This window comes from Belliella kenyensis (genome assembly GCF_022549675.1).
GTDB lineage: Bacteria > Bacteroidota > Bacteroidia > Cytophagales > Cyclobacteriaceae > Belliella > Belliella kenyensis.
Genome location: NZ_JAKZGR010000005.1, coordinates 16,056 through 41,465 on the forward strand (window position 1 = coordinate 16,056; position 25,410 = coordinate 41,465).

The 25,410-nt window shown below is 37.7% G+C and carries 22 protein-coding genes and 1 pseudogene; 12 read left to right on the top strand and 11 right to left on the bottom strand.

From position 1 onward, the window contains the following. Positions 1–126: 126 nt before the first annotated feature. Both MM214_RS06315 and MM214_RS06320 read left to right on the top strand, forming a co-directional pair. Complete coding sequence (locus tag MM214_RS06315) at positions 127–1,116, top strand: aspartate-semialdehyde dehydrogenase (protein WP_241293351.1); 990 nt, start codon at positions 127–129, stop codon at positions 1,114–1,116. Between the two features lies 1 nt (position 1,117). Continuing rightward, complete coding sequence (locus MM214_RS06320; RefSeq protein ID WP_241293353.1) at positions 1,118–2,311, top strand: class I SAM-dependent methyltransferase; 1,194 nt, start codon at positions 1,118–1,120, stop codon at positions 2,309–2,311. 318 nt (positions 2,312–2,629) lie between these two features. Here MM214_RS06320 and MM214_RS06325 read toward each other — a convergent pair whose 3' ends face one another. The 4 genes from MM214_RS06325 to MM214_RS06340 form a co-directional block, all read right to left on the bottom strand. Continuing rightward, positions 2,630–4,984 (bottom strand): OmpA family protein, encoded by a 2,355-nt coding sequence (locus MM214_RS06325; RefSeq protein WP_241293356.1) that lies wholly within the window; start codon positions 4,982–4,984, stop codon positions 2,630–2,632. A 3-nt stretch (positions 4,985–4,987) separates the two neighbouring features. Beyond that, the gene (locus MM214_RS06330) at positions 4,988–5,962 is read right to left on the bottom strand and encodes a PorP/SprF family type IX secretion system membrane protein (protein ID WP_241293359.1); all 975 of its coding nucleotides are present in this window, start codon (positions 5,960–5,962) and stop codon (positions 4,988–4,990) included. A 447-nt stretch (positions 5,963–6,409) separates the two neighbouring features. Next, complete coding sequence (gene pheS / locus MM214_RS06335) at positions 6,410–7,438, bottom strand: phenylalanine--tRNA ligase subunit alpha (protein ID WP_241293362.1); 1,029 nt, start codon at positions 7,436–7,438, stop codon at positions 6,410–6,412. A gap of 78 nt (positions 7,439–7,516) precedes the next feature. Beyond that, complete coding sequence (locus tag MM214_RS06340) at positions 7,517–8,707, bottom strand: RsmB/NOP family class I SAM-dependent RNA methyltransferase (RefSeq protein ID WP_241293365.1); 1,191 nt, start codon at positions 8,705–8,707, stop codon at positions 7,517–7,519. Between the two features lie 323 nt (positions 8,708–9,030). Here MM214_RS06340 and MM214_RS06345 point away from each other — a divergent pair, with 323 nt between their 5' ends. From MM214_RS06345 to prmC, 3 genes are read left to right on the top strand one after another with little or no spacing between them, the layout of a single operon-like run. Beyond that, positions 9,031–9,315: a YgzB family protein gene (locus MM214_RS06345; protein ID WP_241293367.1), complete on the top strand. Its 285-nt coding sequence runs from the start codon at positions 9,031–9,033 to the stop codon at positions 9,313–9,315. Further along, complete coding sequence (locus MM214_RS06350) at positions 9,316–9,684, top strand: magnesium citrate secondary transporter (protein WP_241293369.1); 369 nt, start codon at positions 9,316–9,318, stop codon at positions 9,682–9,684. It begins immediately after the preceding gene. Next, on the top strand, positions 9,681–10,520 hold the full coding sequence (prmC, locus tag MM214_RS06355) for a peptide chain release factor N(5)-glutamine methyltransferase (protein WP_241293371.1): 840 nt from the start codon (positions 9,681–9,683) through the stop codon (positions 10,518–10,520). Before MM214_RS06350 ends, prmC begins: the two co-directional genes overlap by 4 nt. A gap of 24 nt (positions 10,521–10,544) precedes the next feature. On the opposite strand, the gene MM214_RS06360 is transcribed toward prmC, so the two are convergent. Continuing rightward, positions 10,545–11,162 (bottom strand): thiamine pyrophosphokinase, encoded by a 618-nt coding sequence (locus MM214_RS06360; RefSeq protein ID WP_241293373.1) that lies wholly within the window; start codon positions 11,160–11,162, stop codon positions 10,545–10,547. A gap of 443 nt (positions 11,163–11,605) precedes the next feature. On the opposite strand from MM214_RS06360, the gene MM214_RS19015 reads away from it, so the two are divergent. Both MM214_RS19015 and MM214_RS06365 read left to right on the top strand, forming a co-directional pair. Beyond that, complete coding sequence (locus MM214_RS19015) at positions 11,606–11,731, top strand: hypothetical protein (RefSeq protein ID WP_262916594.1); 126 nt, start codon at positions 11,606–11,608, stop codon at positions 11,729–11,731. Between the two features lie 12 nt (positions 11,732–11,743). Continuing rightward, positions 11,744–11,875 (top strand): annotated as a pseudogene (locus MM214_RS06365) (type II toxin-antitoxin system YoeB family toxin); the annotation flags it as partial. Between the two features lie 83 nt (positions 11,876–11,958). Here the strand turns inward: MM214_RS06365 and MM214_RS06370 are convergent. After that, positions 11,959–12,948, bottom strand: a complete 990-nt coding sequence (locus MM214_RS06370; RefSeq protein WP_241293375.1) for a dipeptidase — start codon at positions 12,946–12,948, stop codon at positions 11,959–11,961. A 107-nt stretch (positions 12,949–13,055) separates the two neighbouring features. Here MM214_RS06370 and MM214_RS06375 point away from each other — a divergent pair, with 107 nt between their 5' ends. From MM214_RS06375 to MM214_RS06385, 3 genes are all read left to right on the top strand, one after another. After that, positions 13,056–13,568, top strand: coding sequence for a 3-hydroxyanthranilate 3,4-dioxygenase (locus tag MM214_RS06375; protein WP_241293377.1), 513 nt, complete (start codon positions 13,056–13,058; stop codon positions 13,566–13,568). A gap of 138 nt (positions 13,569–13,706) precedes the next feature. After that, the gene (gene kynU, locus MM214_RS06380) at positions 13,707–15,005 is read left to right on the top strand and encodes a kynureninase (protein ID WP_241293379.1); all 1,299 of its coding nucleotides are present in this window, start codon (positions 13,707–13,709) and stop codon (positions 15,003–15,005) included. A 21-nt stretch (positions 15,006–15,026) separates the two neighbouring features. Continuing rightward, complete coding sequence (locus tag MM214_RS06385) at positions 15,027–16,379, top strand: FAD-dependent oxidoreductase (RefSeq protein WP_241293381.1); 1,353 nt, start codon at positions 15,027–15,029, stop codon at positions 16,377–16,379. A 674-nt stretch (positions 16,380–17,053) separates the two neighbouring features. On the opposite strand, the gene MM214_RS06390 is transcribed toward MM214_RS06385, so the two are convergent. Further along, entirely contained in the window at positions 17,054–18,457 is a 1,404-nt protein-coding gene (locus MM214_RS06390) for a hypothetical protein (protein ID WP_241293384.1), read from the bottom strand. Between the two features lie 91 nt (positions 18,458–18,548). On the opposite strand from MM214_RS06390, the gene rbfA reads away from it, so the two are divergent. Together rbfA and MM214_RS06400 are read left to right on the top strand one after the other, a co-directional pair. After that, positions 18,549–18,929 (top strand): 30S ribosome-binding factor RbfA, encoded by a 381-nt coding sequence (gene rbfA / locus MM214_RS06395; RefSeq protein ID WP_241293387.1) that lies wholly within the window; start codon positions 18,549–18,551, stop codon positions 18,927–18,929. A gap of 12 nt (positions 18,930–18,941) precedes the next feature. Further along, positions 18,942–20,165: an FtsX-like permease family protein gene (locus tag MM214_RS06400; RefSeq protein ID WP_241293390.1), complete on the top strand. Its 1,224-nt coding sequence runs from the start codon at positions 18,942–18,944 to the stop codon at positions 20,163–20,165. Here MM214_RS06400 and MM214_RS06405 read toward each other — a convergent pair. From MM214_RS06405 to MM214_RS06420, 4 genes are all read right to left on the bottom strand, one after another. After that, the gene (locus MM214_RS06405) at positions 20,160–21,695 is read right to left on the bottom strand and encodes a GH3 auxin-responsive promoter family protein (protein ID WP_241293393.1); all 1,536 of its coding nucleotides are present in this window, start codon (positions 21,693–21,695) and stop codon (positions 20,160–20,162) included. The genes MM214_RS06400 and MM214_RS06405 overlap by 6 nt on opposite strands. Continuing rightward, the gene (lptB, locus tag MM214_RS06410) at positions 21,695–22,435 is read right to left on the bottom strand and encodes an LPS export ABC transporter ATP-binding protein (RefSeq protein WP_241293396.1); all 741 of its coding nucleotides are present in this window, start codon (positions 22,433–22,435) and stop codon (positions 21,695–21,697) included. The genes MM214_RS06405 and lptB overlap by 1 nt, the downstream gene beginning before the upstream one ends. Position 22,436: 1 nt before the next feature. Next, entirely contained in the window at positions 22,437–24,161 is a 1,725-nt protein-coding gene (gene recJ / locus MM214_RS06415; RefSeq protein WP_241293400.1) for a single-stranded-DNA-specific exonuclease RecJ, read from the bottom strand. A gap of 178 nt (positions 24,162–24,339) precedes the next feature. Then, complete coding sequence (locus MM214_RS06420; protein WP_241293402.1) at positions 24,340–25,401, bottom strand: HmuY family protein; 1,062 nt, start codon at positions 25,399–25,401, stop codon at positions 24,340–24,342. Positions 25,402–25,410 lie beyond the last annotated feature (9 nt).

The window sequence follows — 25,410 nt, forward strand, 5'->3', positions numbered from 1 at the left end:
AAAAAAGCCAAATTCAGGAACATTTATTTGAAGGATAGTTATTTATCAATAGCAAACTCTTCATTTTGAAAAATCTTGACGTACCTTTGCGCCATATTACACAAAGCAAATTTTAAAATATTAAAAATGAAACTAGCCGTTGTAGGAGCTACCGGATTGGTAGGCTCAGAAATCCTAGAAGTGCTGGAAGAGCACAATTTCCAATTTGATGAATTACTCTTGGTTGCGAGCGAAAGATCCGCAGGAAAGAAAATGACTTTCAAGGGTAAGGAATATACGGTGATTGGACTCAAACAGGCTGTTTCTGAGAAGCCTGACATCGCTATTTTTTCGGCAGGTGGTGACACATCCAAAGAATGGGCTCCAAAGTTTGCTGAGGCAGGAACGATCGTCGTAGATAACTCTTCAGCTTGGAGAATGGACCCAACCAAAAAACTTGTAGTTCCTGAAATCAATGCCAAAGATTTAAGAATAGATGATAGAATCATCGCAAACCCGAACTGCTCTACGATACAAATGGTGCTGGCACTTGAGCCACTTAGAGCTAAGTATGGTATCAAGAGAATCGTGGTGTCCACATACCAATCAGTGACTGGCACAGGTAAAGCTGCTGTAGACCAAATGATGGCTGAGCGTGCAGGCGAAAAAGCTGAAATGGTATATCCACACAAAATCGACATGAATGTGCTCCCACATATCGATGTATTCCAGCCCAACGGGTATACCAAAGAAGAAATGAAAATGATCAATGAAACCAAAAAGATTTTCAATGATCAAAGTATACAAGTAACAGCTACGACTGTACGTATCCCTACCATGGGCGGACACTCCGAGTCTGTCAATGTAGAGTTTCATAAAGATTTCGATTTAGCAGAAATTAGAGAATTGCTTGCGGCAGCTCCTGGCGTAGTAGTCCAGGATGATCCTGCAAATAATGTCTACCCAATGCCACTCACAGCACACAAAAAAGACGAAGTTTTTGTAGGTAGATTGAGAAGAGATGAATCTCAACCGAACACTTTAAACATGTGGATTGTAGCCGATAACCTTCGAAAGGGTGCTGCAACCAATGCCGTACAAATTGCAAAATACTTGGTAGATCACAATTTGGTTTAATTTGAATTTGTCTCAATTCAATACAGAATCATTCACAAGTTTTGTGCAGGATCATCTTGATGAAGATCCTGCACATTTACTTTTAAAATATGCTGGTAAGACAGATTTTGATCTAAAGTTTGCGGTTCAACAAATTCAAGCCAGACAAAAAGCAAAACACAAATTACCCACTTGGATTAGCAATCCCAACTTACTTTTTCCAGCTAGTATTTCGATGGAGCAGGCATCCTCAGAAGATACAGCAATGTTCAAATCTACCTTGGTCAATGGTCATAATATGATTGACTTGACTGGTGGTCTAGGCATTGACACTTACTATCTTTCCAAGAGTTTTCAAAAAGCCACTTATTGTGAAAAGCAGGAAATCTTAGCCAGCCTTGCACTTCACAACTTCCATCAATTAGACAAAGATAAGTTTCACGTCATAAATGGAGATAGTTTAAATTACCTAGATAAGACCCAAGATACATTTGACTTACTCTATTTAGATCCAGCTAGAAGGGGGGAGTATAACCAAAAGCTATACAAACTCAGTGATTGCGAGCCCGATGTAGTATCTAATTGGCATAAGTTAAAATCAAAGTCTAAAAGCGTGATGATCAAGACATCACCAATGCTTGACATCAAACAGGCAATAGCTGACCTTCCAGATATTCAACATGTTTGGGTAATATCCGTTCGAAATGAAGTAAAAGAAGTTTTACTGATTTGGAACATGTCTTCTTCTCCAATCGATCAAAGACAAATAACATGTATTGACCTTCATCCAGCAGGTGATAAAACATTTGAATTTAACTTCGAAGAAGAAGAAGCGTATCAAAATGAGTTAAGCAGCATTGAGACCTTCATTATAGAACCTATGGCAAGCATCATGAAGGCAGGAGCATTCAAGTCATTTGGGGTAAAATATGGTCTAAAAAAACTCCATACCAATAGCCATCTTTATACCACTGATCACCTTCCAGAGGAGTCTATCCCTGGCAAAATTTTTAGAGTTTTGAAATCTTTCAGCTCTCCTAAGAGAGAATTGAAAAAACAATTTGAAAAAGGAAAAGTAAATGTGATTTCTAGAAATTATCTCCTATCAGCTGATGAAATCAAGCAAAAATATAAACTAAAAGATGGAGGAACACAATTCTTGATAGGTACTAGAGTAGGTGAAAGTCATCAATTAATACTAGCTGAACTAGTTTGAGGGATGATTTTGAGAAGACCTATCAGAGTAAATAAATGCTCTAGCGGTCTTCATAATAGGTGCCGAATAACTGCATTTTCCCTGTCATAAAAACAAAAAAAGCCACCTGAGACAAGTGGCCCTTTAACAGTTACAGGTTAGGGATCTTTAATTCTCAAGGTAATTTAGAATACCATGGAGACTATATTTTGATGAGCTATTACTTCCGATGAAATTTCAAATCCAAAGGTAAATGCTCTTAAATTGAATTGTCTAAAATTTTTACACTCTTGTAGCGTACTTTAAGTTGTGACAAAAAATACGCTACAAGAGCTTAAGTTATTTCCTGAGCTTAAGCTCTGTTCTTCTGTTTTCTTGATGCATGGCCTCAGTACATTCTCCACAATCATGTATTGGCTTGCTCTTACCATACCAAACAAAGTTCATCCTTGCTGCTTCTACCCCCCGCTTCTTCAAGTAATCCATAACCACTTTTGCTCTTCTTTCACTCAGAGGTATGTTGTAATCAACACTACCCCTTTGATCAGTGTGACCTTCTATATCAAGATTGAGATGAGGCATACGATTCATCATGACTGCTGTACGCTCCAGTTCTTTTCTATGTACAGGCCTTATAAATGATTTGTCAAAATCAAAGTAAACTATAGGAATCGCATTCAACTCTCTCTGAAGTTCTTCAAATATGCCAATTTCATCACAGATGTCTTTGTCAAGCAATTCTTTAGGAAGTTCGTATTGTTTTGTAGGATCTGGAAATGCTTCTAAGACTAACTCTGACCTTCTATTCAATTGATGCTCCCACTCCGGACATGGCACCCCATCGCCACAGTCATTAGTAAGCTTTTCTTCACCAAACCAATCAGCCCTTATTCTGTCTGGACCTACATTATATCTTTTCAAATACTCACTTACTGCATCTGCTCTTCTCTGACTCAAAGCCTCGTTGTATTCATAGCTTGCTCTAGAATCAGTATGTGAGGAAACTTTCAAGTCTAGGAATTCATACTTACCCATCAATTCACCTATCTTATCCAGAACTGGTTCTTCCGTTAACCTGATGAATGATTTATCTAAATCATAATAAACAATATCTACATAGACAGGCATTTGATATGGGATTTTTGCTAGCCTGTAAGTTCTCTCTAAAACATCCTCTTCCAAACCCACTGTAGTCAGTGTATTATCAAAAATACTGAAGTATCCAGGTTTTGTAATTGATAACTCAAAGCTTTGCTCCACTGGAAGCTCAGCTGTCAAAGCACCATCATCATCTCTAGAGGTTTCTATTGGATTTTTTGAATCCTTTTCTTTTAGCATTGCTTCAAAACTTTCCGTAAATAGCTCGCCATCACAATCGATGATTTTAGCTAATAACTTTTTGTTCAGAGCAATCAAACTATAAATATCATCCAGCCCAAGACCTCCATCCCGATCACTACTTAAATATATCCTACCCTCAGGAGAGACGCTAAAGGCAAAATCATCACGATTCGAATTATAAGGTAGGCCCAAATTCTCAATTCCTTGAAATTTACCAGAATTATAACTTGTCTTAAATACGTCCAATCCCCCCATGCCTGGGTGACCATTACTAGAAAAATAGAAAAAATCACCTGATTTAAAAGGATGACTTTCATCTTTTGCAGTATTGATTTCTGAGCCAAGATTGACAGGAGAACCAAAACTCATATCTTCATTGTAGTCAACATAGTATAAGTCAAACCCACCCAAACCGCCAGGCATATCAGAGCTAAAGTAAATTCTTTTTGCCTCTTCGTCTACATGAGGATGCATAACGCTGTAATTGATAGCATCATTGAATGGTAAACTTTTATGCTCAGTTAGATTTCCTGCTTCATCGATTTTACTATAAAATATCTCAGCGCCAACAGCAAAACTTCTATTCCCTTTCGCCTTTCTAATGTTTCTTGTGACAGTATAGAAAATCAAATCTTGGGCATTTAAGAAAGTAACATCTGAAAAATGTAAAACCTCAGAACTTCCTGGATCTATTTCTGAAATTTCATCCTGATCATTCTTTCTATAGATTCTAAAGAATTCTCTGTCATTAAAGTCATACTTATCCTTGCTATAAATATCATTCAAATCAGGTCTAATAGCAGCTTTCTTACTTGGAGTAACCTCTCCTCTATCGGATGCAAAATACATATTGCCTGAACTATCAAAGGCAGAACCAAAATCTGATCCAGAGCTATTAACACCCTCAACTGGATCTAGCCTGTATCCTGGGTTTTTCTTGTAAAGCTTAGCTAAAAAATCAAAATCAAACTCTGGAAAATCGGCCTTTTCAAAGCTTGTTTGCTCAAGCATTTGATCTACATTAAAATCAGCATTTTGAAATAACAAGGCCGACTTAATATATTGTACGTAATCATCCCTATCTGACTCATCGAATGAAATAGTTTTTTTCCACCATTCATAGGATTTATCATAAGATCTGATTTCAGTATAACTTTCAGCGATTCTTCTAGCAGTACTATATCTCTCTCTTCTTTCAAATGCACGCTCATATTCACTTGCAGCATGACTGAAATTTTGCAACTCAAACTGCTTGTCTGCATATCTCAGAATGGCATTTTGAGCTCTTAATTCTTGAAAAGAAAATAAAGAAAAAGTGATAACGAATAAAATCTTTAGGTATAAATTTTTCATAGCTTAAAACCATCTAGGGTTGCGCATCACTACACTTCTGGAAGGAATGTAATAGCCTATTGAAATCTCGTGGGAATTATTTCCATAAGAATTTAACACATTCATGCTGTGATCAAAGGCATAACCTATTCTCAAATTCCTAGTCGCAAAAAGTTCCATAATTAAAGCAACAGCATTTCTTTGATTCAAATTATCTTGCAAATGATCCATCCCAACTTGCACATTTGACCTATAAGATCCACCAAGCCAAATTCTTTCATTAAATAAAAACATGGCATTCAAATCGTAACTTGTAGGAGCTCCTTTTACCTCTTTAATCAAAAAACTAGGTTTGAATTCTATCGACCTACTCAATGGCACTAATAATCCCGCTGTCAAATAAAAATGAAAATCATGGAAAGCCAGTGCAATGTCTTCTCTCCTCAAAGCACCTCTACCTACCAAATTGAAAGTACTAAATCCTGCGTAAAATCTTTCTGTATGAAAAAAAAGACCAGCGTTCATATTTGGTGTAAACATATTCACTCTACCCTCTGGTATATTAGGATCATCTGGGTCTCCTGGTTTTAACATATTCCCGTCAAGTGCATATTCGCTTGCTCCTGCACTAACCCCTAGGCCTAAAAAGCTCTCTCTGCCAGTTTGAATCCTATAGGCATAGGAAAGCATTCCGACATTGGTCTGAACAGGACCTAACTGATCACTTAAAAGGGATATACCAAAACCCATTGTTTCCTCATTGGCACTCATATCGGCCGTCAGTGTAAATGTCTTGGGAGCACCTGGAAATCCAACCCATTGATCCCTATAGGTACTTTGGATATATGGCTGACCTTTGTAGCCAGCATATCCTGGATTAATGTGCAAACCATTAAATATGTACTGACTAAACTGAGGTAATTGCTGGGCATACCCTTTCTGGATCGCAAAAAAAGCGAACAAAAGCATTAAATACCTAATTTTAAAAATGTATTTCATGATCCAATTTTTATAGCCCAAATATGCTATTATTCACATTCAGGAACTAGCTTAAAATTTTTGTACTTAATTATCTTGATAAAACAATTTTGACTCAATTTAATCTACTAAAGAAGATTTCTGAGCTTTAGGTAAAATTCATAAATACCTGCTGATTTGCATATATTTAAATCAACAAATTCAGTCATTTTAAATTCTTTGTATTTGATAGCCACAAACTTAAACTAATTGTAAACCATATGTTATATATTTGTATACGCAATTATACTCAAGCTAGCAAATTTCACAAATATGGTAATAAAGTGAAATACAAAATTCAAAAAAAATCATAAAAAATACGGAATTTATAATTTAAAATTCAAACATCACTTAAAGTAAAAATTGGCATATAAAGCCCCTATTATGTTGCTTTATATGCTAATTTTTAATAAACCTTTTCGCTACTTTTTAAGTCATTGTCCGGAATTGTTTCAGAAATCTTATATCATTTTCGGTAAATAGTCTCAAATCTTTGATTTGGTATTTAAGCATAGCGATACGTTCTATGCCCATCCCAAAAGCAAACCCGGTATACTTCTTTGAATCTATACCACTATTTTCCAAAACATTAGGATCAACCATCCCTGAGCCACCTATCTCTACCCATCCTGTACCTTTGCATACATTGCATCCAGACCCTCCACAGAGTTGGCAAGAAATATCTATTTCAGCACTTGGTTCTGTAAAAGGAAAATAAGAAGGTCTAAATCTTACTTTAGTATCCTTTCCAAACATTTCCTTTGCAAAATGATACAATGTGTTTTTCAAGTCAGAGAATCCAACATTTTCATCAATATATAGTCCTTCGACTTGATGAAATATACAATGCGCTCTAGCAGAGATAGCTTCATTTCTATAAACTCTTCCTGGAGAAAGTGTCCTGATTGGAGGCTTTTGATTTTCCATAACCCTTACCTGTACTGAGGAGGTATGAGTACGCAAGGCAATATCTGGCCCCTTTTCTATGAAAAAGGTATCTTGCATTTCTCTTGCAGGATGATTTTCTGGGAAATTCAAAGCTGTAAAATTATGCCAATCATCCTCAATCTCTGGACCATCTGATAGATTGAATCCAATTCTCTCAAATATCTCTATGATGCGCTGCCTCGTAGCAGTCAACGGGTGAATCCCTCCTACAGCGATATTGCTTGGCGGCAAAGTGAGGTCAATATCTTGATTTTTGGATTTTGATTGGCTAGAGTTGACTTTTTCTATAAGCAGCTGAAACTTTTCCTCTGCTAGGATTTTGACATCATTGATCAGTTGGCCATAAGCTTTTTTTTCTTCATTAGGCACATTTCTCATCTCTGCGAAAAGCTCGCCCACTACGCTTTTCTTACTAATATATTGCATCCTATAAGCTTCGAGCTGCTCTGCATTATTGGCATCAGCATTTGCTATTTGGGATTTTATAATATCTATTTTTTCTTGTTGCATTGGTTCAAGAATTTTTTGAAAACACAAATCTAAAATAATCTGATAGATTGAAATGAGTTTTATTTGATTATATGAATTTTACCCCTTCCTTTTCAGTTTGGCAATATAAAAGCCATCAAAACCACTCTCCTGAGCCAATACTTTACTATCCTCCATTAGCTCAAAATCTCTTCCGTTCGGTGAGTTCAAGAATTTTGAGACCTGATCTTGATTTTCGCTCGGCAAAATACTGCAAGTGGCATACACCATAATTCCTCCAGGCTTGAGCATTGTCCCATAAGTCTGAATGATCTCTTGCTGGATTTCTTGTACTTTCTGAACAGATTCAGGCGTAATTTTCCATTTGGTATCTGGATTTCTTCTCAGTACACCCAAGCCAGTACATGGCACATCAAGCAACAACCTATCGGCGGAACCTTTGAGTCGTTTGATAGTTTTGTTTCCTTCGATCACCCTTGGCTCGATGATACTAATTCCATTCCTTCTAGCTCTCAGCTTCGTGTTCTGTAGTTTCCAAGCTTCTGTGTCCATGGCAATGATTCTTCCTTTGTTTTCCATCAATGAAGCCAAATGAAGAGACTTTCCTCCTGCCCCTGCACAGGCATCTATTACTCTCATACCCGGCTCTACTTCCAAAGCCTGAGCCACAAGTTGAGACGAGGCATCTTGGACTTCAAACAAACCTTCTTTGAAAGCTGGATTTTTGAAAACATTCTGCCTCTGCCCCAATACCAATGCGTCTTTATAGCCCTTGGGTGCATATGTTTCTATACCATCCTTTGACAATCTATTCATCAAGTCCTCTCTTGATATCTTCAAAGTATTTACTCTCAAGACCACATCTGCTTGAGTGTTTAATGTGGAGATTTCAGCTTCCCATTTCGACCCTAACAATTCTTCTCCCATTTTGTCAAGCCACTCTGGAATTGATTGAAGTGTTGCTCTATCTGTTATTTTTTTATATTTCCGCTCTACAGCCTCTGGGTTTATGCCTTTGAACTCCCTCCACTCTGGTAGAATCTTACCTTGGAGTAGCCAATAGGTACCAAATAGATGAAATGTATCTGAAGATGGGCTTACTGCATTGATCAATTTCCACCATCGAACCATATCGTAAACCGACTCAGCAATGAAACCTCTATCTCTCGATCCCCATTTTGGATTGGACTTCAGGGTACGCTCTATGACTTTGTCTGCGTATTTGTTATTTTTAAAGATTTCATCAATTGCGGTGACTACACCATTGACCGTACTTGTGTGGAGTTTCATATTGCTTTATTTCAACTAGCAAAGATAGGAAGATTTAAAAGAATCTGGTCAAATTCCAAAAATCCCATATTTAATTTGGAGTATGGTTTGATGTTTGTGGATATGTAATTTGGAAAGTCTTTACTATATACTAGGTCATTTGCTCCTGTTTATTTTATCTATCCATAGATTCCGGCCTTTCGCATTTGTCACCTAAATATCAAGATGTTATATATAGGATTATTCTATTGAAGGATTGAAACCTATTCGTAAAAAACAAAAAAATTAAAAAAAATCACCGATAAGTAATAGTAGAAACTCAACAATAAGCTTTAATTTTGATCATGGGAGAAAAAAAATGCCCTCATTGTGGGGAATGGTCTAAATGGACCACAGATATCAATGATAAATGTGAACATTGTGGTCAACCTCTGGGAGGGCGAGACCTTGAATATAAAGAAATACGAGACAGAGATACAAAAGCTAATGAAGAGCAGTGGATCTTTTACATCAAAGAGTCTGATAGTGAATTGGTAAAAAGCATGAAAAAAGTTGGTAACTTTTTTTATACTGTTTATATGGCTATCATTACTTTTCTCGCTTGGGTTATTGCCGCACTTCCTGGTTAAATGTCAGTCTTAAAAAATCCCCTGTTTATTATTTGTTGTATTGCATTTTGGGTAAACCAAGCAATAGAACGTGCATGGGAGATATACATACCTTGGGTCCATGCATACCTAGATGACTTACTGGCTATGCCCGTGATCTTTGGTATTACACTTCAAATTTTCCGATGGATTCATCCTTTGAAAGCAAAATTCAGATTTTCAAAGAAACAATTGATCATTGGTTGGATTTACTTTTCATTAATATTCGAAGTATTTTTACCCAGCAGATCCGATATATACACAGCAGATCCATGGGATGTGGTGTGTTACGGAATCGGAACTATTGCATTTTACATTTTCATCAACAACCCAAGTATTACTGAGAAATGATTTCACTGAAACAACTTTTTCAAAGCAATTCAGAAAAACTTCAGTTTATCTACCCTAAGCAAGAAGCTGAAAGCCTGATTTTATGGCTATTAGAAGATACTTTGGGTATCAATAGACAGGATCTCTTGCTTGATAAAACCATCCATGAAGTCCCTGATATACTGTATTCACACATCAAAAGTCTTTTAGAGAAAAAACCCATTCAGTACATTTTAGGTATTGCACCATTCTATGGTAGGTCATTTGAAGTGAATGAAAATGTACTTATACCTAGAAATGAAACAGAAGAACTTGTTCACTTAATTATCCAAGAAAATAAACAACTAAATCTTCGCATTTTAGATATTGGAACTGGGTCTGGATGTATACCCATTAGTTTAAAATTAGAAATCCCCTCGTCTAAACTATTTGCAATAGATGTAAGTCCTGAAGCGCTATTGATAGCAAAAAGAAATGCGGAGGCACTGGAGGCAAGCGTGGAATTTCTAAAAGTTGACATTTTGAACGAAGAAATCCATTTGAATAATTTAGACATCATCGTAAGCAATCCTCCTTATGTACTTGATTCTGAAAAATCTATCATGCACGAAAATGTACTCAATCATGAGCCACATCTAGCACTTTTTGTAGATGATGATGATCCATTGATCTTTTACAGGAATATAGCCCAGAAGGCGACATCAAGTCTCAAAAAAGGTGGGAAATTATATTTTGAAATCAACGAGGCCTATGGTGAAGATGTGGTGAACCTCCTCGAAGAAATGGGCTATACTGAAGTGATTCTTAGGAGAGATCTAAACGACAAAAATCGTATGGTAAGTGCAGCATTAACTTAATCAAACCTATTGATATCTAAATACTTAATAGTCCATCACAAAATCTCCAATCCAAAATACTTTGTTAGATTTGAAAGTAACGAATCCTTCACCCACTTCGATAAAAGTAGCGTAGGTAATAGCGTAAATTTGGTTTTCTTCGTTCTCTTGTACCTCCACAAAAGTCCCTTCTGGGGCATGCAATTGCAAGCTTGCACCCGCAAACCACTTTTTAAACGCACCATTCTTTACAGGAAAATAGCGCATAGGTGCGTCCCAAACCACCAAATCAAGAAATGAGAGCATGGCTTCCAAACCAAAAACCTGCTGATGATTGAACCCAATGACATTGACTGACCCATGTTTAGTAGCTATCAAATATTGTAATCCTTCATCAAGAAAATTCTCGTCGCTGACTCCCAAAAATTTCACTGGATACTGCTCCTCTAGTAAGCTGTAATTTTCCTTTTGGAAATCCATGTCTGCTATGATCAAGTCAATTTTGATCCCCCAAGAAATCACTGTATGAACCTCCTCTTGCGCCACCAATACAGTAGGTGACCATTCCAAAAGAGGCGCTATACTCTCATATCCAAAGCCTATTGTGTTCAAAATCAATAATGCTGGCTCTTGTTGTTCTTTTACAAAATGGTGGGAAGACATAAATTTGTATTATTAGTCAATTCTATACTATTTGTTAAGCAAATCTCCTGAATGAGAATATTGTTCTTAAATACCTTCGCATAGTGCTTATTGCATTTAAAGTAAATTCCATAAAAATTGGTATTTACTTTTTTAAATTCAATCTTACAAGTCGCAATAATTTCACCATTTATGGTGAGTGATTTTTTTTTAATGCTTCAAATATATTTACTAGATAAATATTTGGAAACTTCAATGAATAAAAACCTTCATTGATTTAGATGAAAGAAGTTATTAGAACTGTTGATACATTAAAATGAAAACCCTTCACCAAGTGGTGATCCTTTTTTTGATAACCCAAAAAATGTAAAGGAAATCCTTCGAAGAAAGAAGGACATGGAAACTGGAAAAGTTAAGTCGACCCCTTTACCAGAAGAAATATTAAGCAAATTTTTAGATAGTGTATGAAATTTATAATTGTTTACCGTCCTGAAGCGATAAAGGATATTGAAAAGATTTTGAAATCAGGAAATCAGTCCTTATTCAAGAAGCTTAAGAAACTAATAGCCGAACTAGAAGAACATCCATAGAATGGCACAGGAAAGCCAGAAAGATTGAGAAATAACCTTTCTGGTTTGTGGTCAAGAAGAATAAATCATGAACATCGTCTTGTTTATTCCATTGATGGCAAAAAAGTTATCGTTACTGTAATTTCAGCTTTTGGACAATACTAAATAATACTACATCATAACGTTTTTCTAAAAGCAAGCTGACGCTCACTGGTTGACCTTTAGTCTTTTTTTAGGGTTAATTATTTTTACTCCCAAGTTCTCAAGAAAAATTCTTGTGCATTCCTGAAAGCTAATTTCTTAAGTTGATCCTGATTCAGTTTTTCTGATAGCGTTTCCAATATTTCGGGATACTTACTGGCATTTTCTACATTTGGAAAATAGAAAGGAAATCTTCCTAAATCTGGAAAACCGACTGTGTAAAAAAAGTCAGCCCCAAAACATATTTGATCTTCTGCTCCGATCTCAAATGCATAGCGTATGTGTTCATAGATACCTTCAGGATCTTCTGTATTCAAAAATGCCCTCAGGAAATTGACACCAATTATCCCTTTTCTATGAATGATTTCTTTGACAAACTCATCCGTAAGATTCCTTTTATGATTCCAAATACTTCTGAAGTTTGAGTGACTTGCGATCACTGGAATTTCTAGTCCATTTTTATCTATGTGATTGAGGATCCCTTCAGCTAGCAAATCTGAAGTGTGCGATAAATCAATAGCAATCTGCTTATCTGCCATATGGTCTAGGAGTCTTTTGCCATCTGGTTTTAATCCTATACCTTCGGTATAATTACCTCCCCCAAATCTGTTTTCTTTATGATGCGTGAGACTAATGTAAGCGAGTCTACCCACCTTTGTCAAAATCTGATCCAACCTATCTAAAGCCACTTGAATTGGAACAGTTTCATTTGCTAAGCCTGAAGCACTTTCTATTGCAGCAACGAAACCTATTTTACTCGTCTCATTCAGTACATTCAAATGAGCTTTATCAGCATATGTCACCTCTTGAGAAAAATCTCGAAACAAACCTTCAAATTGCGTCACCTGCTTGTCCGCAAAATCCATACTTTCTGGTACTACGTCAGTGAAAATAGCCAAAACTTGAAGCTTGACATTCCCCGCCTTCAAAAAAGGAGTAGCGCAAGCTATGTCTTCAACCTTGTCCGCCTTTGCTTTAGGAACTTTAGCCAAGTATGAAAGTAGGTCACAATGCGTATCGATGATTGGGAGTTTCATATATGTTCATGTACTTTGAAGATTCAAAGAAACTTAAAAATGATAGTTTTTTCATACTTTTAGGCATCTTTTGATTTCAAATAATATAAAACCTCAATATCAAACCTATGTCAATATCAAAACCTATCAATTTTACTAAATGGATTGAAGAAAATAGACATCTTTTAAAACCTCCTATTGGCAACCAGCAGGTTTATAAGGGAAATGATGATTTTATCGTCATGGTAGTAGGAGGTCCTAATTCTCGAAAAGACTATCACTACAATGAAGGAGAGGAGTTTTTTTATCAAATCGAAGGTGATATCACTTTGAAAATTATAGAAAATGACAAGCCTGTAGATGTTTCCATCAAAGAAGGAGAGATTTTCCTTCTTCCTGCAAGAGTCCCTCACAGTCCTCGTAGACCAGCCAACACAATTGGATTGGTGTTTGAGCGATATAGGAGAGCAGGCGAAAAAGATGGATTCATCTGGCATTGCGAACAATGTGGACACAAGCTCTATGAAGAATATGCCGAAATCACAGATATCGTCAATCAACTCCCTCCTATCATGGATCGCTTCTGGTCCAATCCAAAACACACCAAATGCAGCAATTGCGGCACTGTGATGATTAAATAAGGATATCGCTTTGGCGCATATAGATGAAATGGATGATCCAAATCTAATTTATCACTAATTAATATTTCGATGAAAATGAACTTATTATGTAGCAAGTAGTTTGCAATATTAAGTTCAAAATAAACTTTCAATATCTCCATGAAGTCAGGTAGTACAGGATTTGAAAATAGTTTGGAATATGCAAAGAGGATGGATGAAAATGATCCTTTGAAGGCATTTAGAAACCGCTTTATCTTTCCAAAAGTAAATGGAAAAGAAGCTACATACTTCTGCGGCAATTCACTGGGTCTTCAGCCAAAAAGTACTCAAAGTTACATAGAAAGAGAATTGGGCAATTGGGGTGAAATGGCTGTAGATGGACATTTTCACGGCGAAGATGCATGGTATCATGTTCGAAAAAAGTCCAAACCAGCATTGGCAAAGATTGTGGGAGCACAAGAGCATGAAGTCGTAGCGATGAATAATTTAAGCTCAAACCTTCACTTCCTTATGGTGTCTTTCTACCAGCCAACAGATAAGAGACACAAAATTATCACAGAAGCGGGTGCTTTTCCTTCAGACATGTACATGCTTGAAACTCAAGTTAAATTCCGAGGATTGGATCCTAATGAAACGATCATCGAGCTGTCACCAAGAGAGGGGGAGCATACGCTCAGAACAAGTGACATATTAGATACCATCAGAAAGCACGGTGATGATCTTGCACTGGTCATGATGAGTGGAATACAATACTACACTGGTCAACTTTTCGATATGGCATCAATCACCAAAACTGCTCATGAAGTAGGAGCTTTGGCAGGTTTTGACCTAGCTCATGCTGCCGGCAATGCTGATTTGTCACTTCATGATTGGGAAGTGGATTTTGCTACTTGGTGCAGCTACAAATATCTAAACTCTGGACCAGGAAATATTTCAGGGATATTTGTACATGAAAAACACGCTGAAAGACCTGATTTGATACGATTTGCAGGCTGGTGGGGACATGATGAAGAAGAACGTTTCAAAATGGAAAAAGGCTTCAAACCCATGTATGGGGCAGACGGCTGGCAATTGGCCAATCCAAATGTACTGGCATTGGCAGCTCATCAAGCATCATTAGATCTCTTTGAAGAAGCAGGCATGGAAAGATTGAGATCAAAAAGCGAAATTTTAACCCAATATTTGGAGTTTTGGATAGAAGAAGTGTCTGGTAACTCGGGAATTATAGAAATAATTACCCCAAAAAGCACCAAAGAAAGAGGCTGTCAATTATCTTTGCTGATTCATAAAGGCGGTAAGGCTGTATTTGATGAGCTGTATCAAAAGGGCATAGTAGGAGACTGGAGGCATCCAAATGTTATCAGAATTGCTCCAACACCATTTTACAACAGTTTTTTGGATATCTACAAGTTTGCAGAAATTCTGAAACTATCCCTTGAAAAATTCGCTTATAGCTAAGTGATACCTGAATTACACATCATGAAGAAAAATGAAATTAGCATCCTAGGTGCTGGATTGATAGGTTCTCTTTTGAGTATCTATTTCAAAAAGAGAGGGCTGGATGTTACCATATTTGAAAAAAGAGCTGACAATAGACAGCAAGAATACAAGGAAGAGGGAAGATCCATCAACATGGCTTTGAGCGATAGGGGATGGAGAGCATTAGATAAAATCGGCCTCAAGGAGAAGATTATGCCTCTCGCCATACCCATGTACGGACGAAAGATACATGATGAACATGGGAAGACATCTTTCATTCCCTATGGAAAAGAGAATCAAGCAATTTACTCCATTTCTAGAGGTAAATTCAACAGAATTCTTATCGATGAAGCTGAAAAGGCTGGCGTAAATTTGGCTTTTGCTCATCGATGCGAAGATGTCGACTTGAGAAGCAATACATTGACTTTCTTCCATAATAACGGAATCAAAAATGTAACTTCGGAAGTAATAATCGGTGCTGATGGTGCTTATAGCTCATTGCGTATGGCAATGCAAAAGCAAGTGAGATTCAATTACAGACAAGAATATATCACCCACGGCTACAAGGAGCTAACCATTCCTGCTACAGTCAATGGAGAATTTGCTTTAGATCCAAACGCACTTCATATCTGGCCAAGAGGGAAATTTATGCTCATTGCCTTACCCAATCCAGACAAGTCTTTTACATGCACCTTGTTCTTACCATTCGAAGGCACAAAAGTCTGCTTTGAGAAAATCAACGACAAGGATGATGTCGCCGCTATATTCAAGACCTATTTTGATGATGCATACCAACTCATGCCAAATCTCACCGAAGAGTTTTTGGCTAATCCTACCTCGGCACTTATTAACATAGAATGCTACCCTTGGGTACAAGGTAAATCGTTGCTGATTGGAGATGCTTCTCACGCAATGGTTCCATTCTATGGTCAAGGCATGAACTGTGGCTTCGAAGATGTTTTCGTATTAGACAGCTTGATTGACAAACTCGGCACCAATGTTTGGGAGCTTGTTTTTGCAAAATTCCAAAAACAAAGAAAACCTGATACCGATGCTATCTGTCAATTGGCATTGGAAAATTTTGTAGAAATGAGAGATGCTGTATCCGATCCAAAATTCTTAATTAGGAAAAAAATTGAGGCCAAGCTGCATGCATTGTACCCTAATGACTGGATTCCGCTCTACACTATGGTGACATTCAGCACAATGCCCTATGCTGAAGCATATGCACAAGGCAAACTGCAAGAGCAGATCATGGACAAAGTCATGGCGAATCCACTTATCACTCAAAATTGGGACAAGCTAGACTATGAGGATATAATAGATCAATTAGACGCTGCCAAAGCCGTCTAAACTTATTTCACAAAACCAAAATACTATAGCCTTAGGGACCTTGTAAATTAAGGTTTTCTAAGGCTTCATTTTTTCCCTTGAAATTAAGCCAGTCAAACCCATACAATACCATTAATTGTACTTTTTTAATATACATCAAACACAGCCTTAATTTGATAAGCATCCCAGAAAGAGCTGTATTTTTTTTCCTCCTACTCAAATCCACACAAACAGAATTTTCTATTTATCCTAATTGGATCATCATGAAATTTCTAAAAATAACCAACCAATAAAAGTACTCCTAACCATTCTCAAACAGCCTCAAAATGAAAGCAAACCACCTTGTGAAAATGCAAGACTTTTTTATCCACATTTTCAAAAACTTATCCACACAACATTGTGGTAACATTATAATCAACTATATCACAGTCACTTATGCCACAATGTCAAATCTTGATTTTGTGGATAAAACTCTGTAAATGAGTTTTTTAAATTTTGAACATGATTTTAAAGCGCAAAATAAAACATGCTCAAAATAAAATTTGGAGGACATCACAGATCCATTTATGCAAAAAAAATTGAGGGCATTTATTTCAATCAAAATTACGTATATCAATCTGTATAAATGGTATAAAATGCACAGTCACTGACTGTCTTTACAAATAGAACAATAAAAGTGCAGGAATTTAAAAATATTACTTTTTCAAGACATAGACACCATTGCCTTTGGCAAGATACATTTCAGCTAATTGAGGAATGCGCACTAAAAGCTCAGGAAATGTCCCTTCTTGATCAATGACTAATTCTGGCCTCTCAGAAAGAAACTGCTGATAGACTTCTGCCATATCTGCCAAATCATCAAAATCCCTTAAAATTCTATCTGACAATTTGTAATTCAAATAAGGTGTGGCAAGTTTGGCTTCCCAGTAATATGCTACATCTTTTCCAAGAACAAGCACACGCTTACCTTTAGAAATTGCATGCTGCTTCTCCACCTTAAGCTCATATTGATTCAGGACTCCTGACATCTTAGAAAAGCCTAACCATAAGTAGCCAGACAAGGGCACACCTAAGAAGAGTATAACTGTAAATATTAGCAAAGCTTTACGTTGCGTTAAAAAAACAAAAATTTGAGTGATAAGATAGGTCAATCCTGGGATAAGTATAACAAACTGATAAGGAGTCCTTCTATTTGTGATGAAAATCGAAAGAATCGCAAAAATTACATATATAAAAATCAACTGTCTCTGCTTTTGTTGATTTACCGTGATTACTTTGAACCATATCCCCACAAAATAACCAAGCACTGCCAATAAAATCGGCAATGCAAAAATCCCTAAAAGGCTATAGAATCCGACATGAGGATATACATCTACCACTCTAGAAGCAAAGATGTACTCGAATATAAACTCTGGAAGAGCATCTATCCAGAAATAATACAATGCGCAAAGTGTAATAGGAAGAAAGTAGCCAACTAACGACAACAAAAACTGTCTAAATGTAAAGCCGCTGATCGCTATCCCTGACACTACCATAAAGGGCAAAAATATGACCAGTGGGAAATGGAAACATGCTGCTATTCCTCCGAAAACACCTGCCAAAAGTACAGAATCAGAGCCTTCCTTTTGTAAGACTGTCTGGGCAAATAGCTGACCAAGAGCCAAAACCAAAAAGGTACCCCCCATCAATGCTGGAGACAATACCAGCATATCAAAAGATAGATGAAACAATACAAGCATCACCGCCGCAGGAATGTAAGTATTCTCATCAAATGACTTGTATTTGATAAATAGCGAATTGATGTAAACTATTTGAAATATAGCAATCAAGAAAGCCAAAATCTTATAAACTAAGAAACTTCTCCCAAAAATTTCATGAAGCATCCAATATATACCCACAGACAAAGGCCCTGTGTCATCAATCACATCCGTATACATATGATAGCCATCTGCTAATCTCTCTCCCACTAGCATCCATATCAGCTCAGGCTGTGTGACTGGCGCAGCCAAAACGAAGAAATAAATCCCACTATAAACCAAAAGAAGCACCAAAATGCCTAATAATCTAAAGGGGTCATTGATCTTAAAAAAACGTAACAAAGGATATAAATTGATAAGGTGTGAGAATCGGAACGCACGAAATTAAAGCTAACTCATTTAAATCACTAAATTTGTACCAACAATTATTCATATGGAAAGCAAAAGACAACAGAAATATTCGAAACTGATTCAAAAAGAACTAGGAGAAATATTCCAAAAAGAGGCTAGACACCTTGTAGGGAATGCTATGGTAACGGTAGTAAGGGTTTTGATGAGCCCTGATTTGAGTGTAGCCAAAATCAACCTTAGTTTCCTTTTGGCAAATAATGAGGTGCTATTTGAAAAAATCAATGATAATAAAAAAGAATTACGCAAGCATTTAGGTCTTCGCATTGGCAAAAGTGTGAGAATCATTCCGGAGCTTGCATTTTTCATGGATGAATCAGCCTCCTATGCACAGCATATGGACAAAATAATCTCTTCGCTAGACATTCCGGAAGCAACAGAAGAGGACGAAGAAGAGGAAGATTAATCGATAAAGTCCTTGAATCTATCCTACTTCATAGCATCCCGATATTTTCGCAGCAAGAAAAAGCGAAACTTCATCACCATCTTGTCCCGAATCTCTATGATAGGAGTGGCAGTGGGTACAATGGCTTTGGTCATTGTACTATCTGTGTTCAATGGATTAGAAGAATTGGTGAGAGGATTGTATGCATCCTTTGATGCGGAACTCAAAATAGAGGCAAATGAAGGAAAATCATTCACTGTAGATGAAGGCTATTTGAATCAAATAAAAGCCATAAAAGGCATAGAAATCCTTACGGAAGTCATAGAGGACAACGCCCTCTTCAAATACGACGATTACCAACACTTGGCTCGTATCAAAGGTGTAAGTGATAATTATCTCGATCAGGGTAGGTTTGAGAAAGGATATTTATGGGGTAATTTGGAATTAGGCAGCGAAGAACAGCCTAAAGCCATCATTGGTAGGGGTGTTGGTTTTTACTTGTCTATAGACCTTGACAATGACTATGAGCTATTACAGGTTTTCTACCCAAAAGCTCCACGAAATGCTGGGACTCTGGATCCTAGGCAGTTGTATGCAAGACAAGTAATCAAGCCTGCTGCTTTTTTCAGCATAGAAAAAGAATTTGATGATAACTATATCATTGCGCCACTTTCTTTTGTACAAAGTCTCCTAAATTATGGAGATAAAAGAACTTCTCTCGAAGTCAAAGTATCCAAGGGGACTAGTATTTCATCAGTCAAAAAACAATTGAAATCACTACTCGGAGATGACTTCACTGTAAAAGATACGGATGAACAACATGCAGGATTATTGCGCACGATCAAGATCGAAAAGCTATTCGTCTTCATAACATTGACCTTTATACTAGCCGTAGCTTCATTCAATATTTTCTTTTCTCTATCCATGATGGCCATAGAAAAGAAAAAAGATACTGCTGTGCTTTTTGCCATGGGTGCGACAGAGAAACTGATCAGGCAGATATATATCAAGCAAGGGGCTATCATCGCTTTTTCGGGAGCTGCAATAGGCCTATTTTTAGGTTTTTTTGTGTGCTGGGTTCAAGACAGCTATGGTCTCGTCACACTAGGAATCAGCTCATCGGTAATAGATAGCTATCCTGTGAAAATGATCTGGACGGACTTTTTATGGACAAGCATAGCAGTGATTTCGATTACCTTCATTGCTTCTTACAGACCTGCAGTCATTGCATCGAAGGTGAAGCCAAGGGACCTATGATGCTTGTGCTGGCTTGATGATTTCTAGGATTTCATCGATATACTCTCTGGTATTAGAAAGCCGAGGAACTTTGTTTTGCCCACCAAGCTTTCCTCTAGATCTCATCCATGTTTCAAAAACACCTTCATTTACGACATGGACTCTTGGTGCAGTAAGGGCCAAGTCCTTGTATCTTTTAGCATCATAATCAGAATTGACCTTTCTAAGCTCTTCATCTAGCAAAGCGATGAACTTTTCTCTATCATTTGGAAGCTTTTTGAATTCAATAATCCATTCATGAGCCCCCTTGGATTTGGAATCTCCGAAGTAGACTGGCGCAGCTGTAAAATTGGTGATCGTAGCATACGTAGCTTCTGCTGCTACCTGTATGGCGGCTTCTGCATTTTCTACGATCACTTCTTCTCCGAAAGCATTGATAAAGTGCTTTGTCCTTCCTGAAATCTTGATTCTATAAGGGTGAAGGTTCGTGAATTTGACTGTATCGCCTATCTTATATCTCCAAAGTCCCGCATTGGTTGTGATCAGAATTGCATAATTTTTACCCAACTCAACTTCAGTCAAAGGGACAACTTTTGGATGCTCATTGTCCCAATCGTCCATAGGGATAAACTCATAAAAGATCCCGTAATCCAGCATCAATAGTAACTCATCAGAATCCTTTTGATCCTGAATTCCAAAAAAGCCTTCAGAGGCATTATATGTCTCCATATAGCGCATCTTTTCTGACGGAATCAGTTCTTTGAACAAGCCCCTGTATGGTCCGAATGCAACAGCCCCATGAAAAAACACTTCGAGATTAGGCCAAACTTCAAGAATATTCCTAGCGTTTTTCAATTCTAAGATCCTCTGCAGCAATACAATGGTCCATGTGGGTACTCCAGAAATACTTGTGACATTCTCATCCATCACCTCCCTGGCCATTCTCTCTATCTTTGCCTCCCACTCATTCATGAGTGCCGTCTCCAGACTAGGCGTCCTTGCCATTTGAACCCAAATCGGTAAGTTGTGCGTGATCACGGCAGATACATCGCCTACCTTGCTGCTTGATTCGCTAGAAAGTGGATTATCTGACAAGCTTCCCCCGATTGTAAGGGCTTTTCCAGAGAATAATTTGCTATCAGGGTAATTGTTTACATACATAGAAAGCATATCTTTTCCACCTTTGAAATGGCACTCTTCCAAGGCTTCTTGAGATACAGGAATGTATTTACTTCTGCTAGAAGTGGTACCTGAAGATTTAGAAAACCACTCGATTTCAGTAGGCCAAATTACATTTTGATGCCCTTTCATGGTCTTTTCGATGTAAGGCTTCATCTGTTCATAATCATGAATCGGAACCTTGGCGGCAAAATCAGCATAAGTCTTCATATCTGAAAATCCATACTTCTTTCCAAACTCAGTTCTTTTGGCCTCATCTACCAATTCAAAAAGTATCTCCTCTTGAACAGCTATGGGATTTTCTATGAAACTATTGATTTGACCTATTCGGTTTTTAAAAATCCAGGTCATAAAAGTATTGACTACTTCCATCAGTTAAAGACTTTACGTTTGAGTTCAAAATGTTGACCTAAATAAACTCTTCTTACTTGCTCATCTGCGGCAAGATCTTCTGCTGTACCTGCTTTGAGCAATTTTCCCTCAAACATCAAATAAGCTCTATCTGTGATAGAAAGCGTTTCGTTCACATTGTGGTCAGTGATTAGGATGCCGATATTTTTGTTTTTGAGCTTAGCTACAATTGTCTGAATTTCTTCTACTGCAATGGGATCGACCCCTGCAAATGGCTCATCCAATAGGACAAATTTTGGGTCTACGGCCAAAGCCCTGGCAATCTCCGTTCTCCTCCGCTCACCTCCTGACAATACCATCCCGAGATTCTTACGCACATGAGTCAGGGAAAATTCTTCCAAAAGACTCTCTACTTTATCTTTTCTTTCTGCTTTGGTCATTTTTTTCATTTCCAAAACTGCCATGATATTCTCCTCCACTGAAAGTTTTCTGAAAACACTTGCTTCCTGTGCCAGGTAGCCAATGCCAAGCTGCGCCCTCTTGTACATGGGCAGTGTTGTGATGTTTTGTTCATCTAGGTGTATCTGCCCTTCATTTGGCTGTATCAATCCCACGATCATATAAAATGAGGTCGTTTTACCAGCTCCATTTGGACCCAAAAGTCCTACGATTTCACCTTGTTTTACTTCCACAGAGATGTTGTTGACCACCCTTCTACCTTTGTATATTTTGACTAGGTTGTCAGCTTTGAGTACTTTCATATCAGTCGAATTTGATGTCTTTGACGTAAAGTTGCAAGCTACTATTGTTTCTAAATGTATTTTCTCGAATTTCAAAAGCCAAATCAAAACGCATTTTTCTCTTGAGCATTTTGTAAACTATCTCATCTTCATACTTGGTACGGTCTGCCATACCAAAAGCAATACAAACTGGACGAGTAACCTGTCCATCCTGAACGACATTAAAACGAAGATGTTTTTCCTTTAATATTCTTACATCTTCTGCATATACTTGATTGGCGTAGAAAATCGGCTCTGGATTACCAGGACCAAAAGGAGCCATTTGTTTTAAGATATTGTAAAACTTATAATTAATCTGATCCAAAAGAATCTCATCATCTACCTCCAGCACCGGCATCATATGCACATCTTGGATTCTAGAACTCACCACTGCTTCGAATTTTTCCTGAAAGGCAACAACCTTATCTACCGCCATCGTCAGTCCCGCTGCGTACTTGTGCCCCCCAAATTGCTCTAACAAATCACTGCACTCACTGATAGCTTCATAAATATCAAAATCGTACACTGATCTCGCTGACCCAGTGGCCTTGTTGTTGGATTCTGTAAGAATAATGGTCGGTCTGTAGAATTTCTCAATACAGCGAGACGCCACAATACCTATCACTCCTTTGTGCCAATCCTCTTTGAAAAGAACTGTAGAGCGCATTTCTCTTACTGCATTCTTTTCTTCGATCATCATCAAGGCTTCTTTGGTGATATTCTCATCGAAATTTTTCCGAGCAGCATTCACTGTATCTACGGCTTCCGCTTGTCTAAGCGCATCATCCAAATCCTTGGCTATCAATAACTCCACAGATGCTTTGGCATGCTCAAGCCTCCCCGAGGCATTGATCCTAGGTCCTATTTTGAAAACTATATCTGAAATCTCAATTTCCTTCTCAATCTTGCTCTTCAATATCAAGGCTTTGATCCCTGGTCTTGGGTTATTATTGAGCCTTTCGATCCCGTAATATGCCAAAATCCTATTTTCACCAGTGATAGGAACTATATCTGCGGCTATACTGATTGCCAAAAGATCCAAGTAAGACATCACAATCGTAGCATCCCTTTCTGTATGCTGCGCAAATGCTTGCATCAGCTTGAAGCCAACTCCACATCCACTCAGCTCCTTGTATGGGTATTCACAATCCTTTCTCTTTGGATCCAAAATCGCAACCGCTGCAGGCAACTCATCTCCAGGAGTATGGTGATCACAAATGATAAAGTCTACACCAAGCATGTTAGCCAAACTGACCTTTTCTATTGCCTTAATACCACAGTCCAGAGAAATGATCAACTTGAAATTATTCTCTGCCGCATAACGAACGCCTCGATCAGAGATGCCGTATCCTTCTTTATACCTATCTGGAATATAGAATTCTAAGTTCTTGTAAAATTGACTCAAGTATCCATACACCAATGCGACAGATGTAGTCCCATCAACGTCATAATCTCCATAGATAAGAATTTTTTCTTCACGAGCAATCGCCTCTTCGAGTCGACGGATTGCCTTGTCCATGTCCTTCATCAAGAATGGATCATGTAGCTTATCTAGGTCTGGTCTGAAGTAGTCTTTCGCTTTTTGAAATGTATCTACCCCCCTGTTGACCAACATATTGGCGAGGGTATTATTCACGTTGATATCCCTACTCAAGGAAGTTACATTTTCCTCCGCTGCTTTATCTCTTATCTTCCAGTTGTACTCCATGTGGCTAAATTACTAAACTACCCGGCTAATTGTGTACTGCTCATGAATAATTTTGAGTTTAAACAGTCTTTATTCTAATCAAAGGCAAACCTCTGGAATCAAACAAAAATTCCTTGAAAAAGAAAAAAGGAACCCATCAAGGTTCCTCTTTTCTAAATCAATAAACCATACATTAATGTCACTTGATCAAAGCGTATTCCAAACTTGGTCTTCCTCGCTCTCCGCCAGTAGTCAAGGAGAGGAATCTCAACTTATAATGATTGCCTGCTTTATCTTTGATAATATAATACCTGTCTCCTCTTGCACTAGGCGAGGAAGTTGGTCCTCCTCCAGATCTCCAGTTTGAGCCAATCGTTAAGCGATTATCTACATTAAAATTTAGACCCTGAAGGTCTTGAATATCAAAACCTTCATAAGGCAGGTCAGATTCCAGCATTTCCTTGGCTCCAACACCTCCGTATATATTATGGTAAACCAAATCTTGAAAAAAGTAAGCAAGTGTGCCATCAGTAGCCTGTGCATACGGGGTAGATGATGTTCCTGCAGTCCAGACAAAATCCCACTTTTCTTTCACCGGCTCTACTTCCACAATCCCATTATCAATTGAAAAATAGATGAAATTATGCGATTCATTTTTGCTGACCTCCACTTTGGTTACTTCATTTGAATTAGATGGAGCATATTCGATGATGTATTTATTATTCGAGACATAAATTTTCACTTTTATCCACTCTCTGGTATCTGCTCCACTTTCACCTCTGTTTACGATAAAAACCTTAGCCTCTTGTTCGTTATTAGCTAAGTTTCCGAATACAGATCCATTATTTAGTGGATTTGAAGGATTGTCGACCCGAAGGATACCACTCAAATTGTTGAAACTTAGATCTAGACTTCCGCTAGATTTAAGATTGTTCACATAAGCTTCATCTACTTCAGAAAATACGGTGTAGGCAGTCTCATAAGCCATTGCACCTGTAGTACCATTGATCAATACTTGGAATGCCGAACCATTGCTAAAAGCAAAATCCCATGAATCTCTCCTTACAGCAACTTGCTCTTCTGCACTAAGATCTACAAATACCATATTTGGAAAGGTAGTGCCTCCACCATTGAGCTCTATGTATGCCTCTTCTACTGGTGGGGTCTCTACTGTCGGATTTTCATTATCTGTGCATGAAGCAATCATCATCCCGAATGCCGCAAGTATCACATTGATTTTAAGGTAATTATTGTTTTTCATTGTTACTGT

Coding starts and splice junctions, on each gene's coding strand:
- MM214_RS06375 (WP_241293377.1), top strand. CDS start 13,056: ATGTCAATATCAAAACCTATCAATTTTACTAAATGGATTGAAGAAAAT.
- MM214_RS06385 (WP_241293381.1), top strand. CDS start 15,027: ATGAAGAAAAATGAAATTAGCATCCTAGGTGCTGGATTGATAGGTTCT.
- MM214_RS06370 (WP_241293375.1), bottom strand. CDS start 12,948: ATGAAACTCCCAATCATCGATACGCATTGTGACCTACTTTCATACTTG.
- kynU (WP_241293379.1), top strand. CDS start 13,707: ATGAAGTCAGGTAGTACAGGATTTGAAAATAGTTTGGAATATGCAAAG.
- MM214_RS06315 (WP_241293351.1), top strand. CDS start 127: ATGAAACTAGCCGTTGTAGGAGCTACCGGATTGGTAGGCTCAGAAATC.
- MM214_RS06350 (WP_241293369.1), top strand. CDS start 9,316: ATGTCAGTCTTAAAAAATCCCCTGTTTATTATTTGTTGTATTGCATTT.
- prmC (WP_241293371.1), top strand. CDS start 9,681: ATGATTTCACTGAAACAACTTTTTCAAAGCAATTCAGAAAAACTTCAG.
- lptB (WP_241293396.1), bottom strand. CDS start 22,435: ATGAAAGTACTCAAAGCTGACAACCTAGTCAAAATATACAAAGGTAGA.
- MM214_RS06345 (WP_241293367.1), top strand. CDS start 9,031: ATGGGAGAAAAAAAATGCCCTCATTGTGGGGAATGGTCTAAATGGACC.
- MM214_RS06420 (WP_241293402.1), bottom strand. CDS start 25,401: ATGAAAAACAATAATTACCTTAAAATCAATGTGATACTTGCGGCATTC.
- MM214_RS19015 (WP_262916594.1), top strand. CDS start 11,606: ATGAAATTTATAATTGTTTACCGTCCTGAAGCGATAAAGGATATTGAA.
- MM214_RS06330 (WP_241293359.1), bottom strand. CDS start 5,962: ATGAAATACATTTTTAAAATTAGGTATTTAATGCTTTTGTTCGCTTTT.
- MM214_RS06325 (WP_241293356.1), bottom strand. CDS start 4,984: ATGAAAAATTTATACCTAAAGATTTTATTCGTTATCACTTTTTCTTTA.
- MM214_RS06360 (WP_241293373.1), bottom strand. CDS start 11,162: ATGTCTTCCCACCATTTTGTAAAAGAACAACAAGAGCCAGCATTATTG.
- MM214_RS06405 (WP_241293393.1), bottom strand. CDS start 21,695: ATGGAAGTAGTCAATACTTTTATGACCTGGATTTTTAAAAACCGAATA.
- MM214_RS06340 (WP_241293365.1), bottom strand. CDS start 8,707: ATGAAACTCCACACAAGTACGGTCAATGGTGTAGTCACCGCAATTGAT.
- pheS (WP_241293362.1), bottom strand. CDS start 7,438: ATGCAACAAGAAAAAATAGATATTATAAAATCCCAAATAGCAAATGCT.
- recJ (WP_241293400.1), bottom strand. CDS start 24,161: ATGGAGTACAACTGGAAGATAAGAGATAAAGCAGCGGAGGAAAATGTA.
- rbfA (WP_241293387.1), top strand. CDS start 18,549: ATGGAAAGCAAAAGACAACAGAAATATTCGAAACTGATTCAAAAAGAA.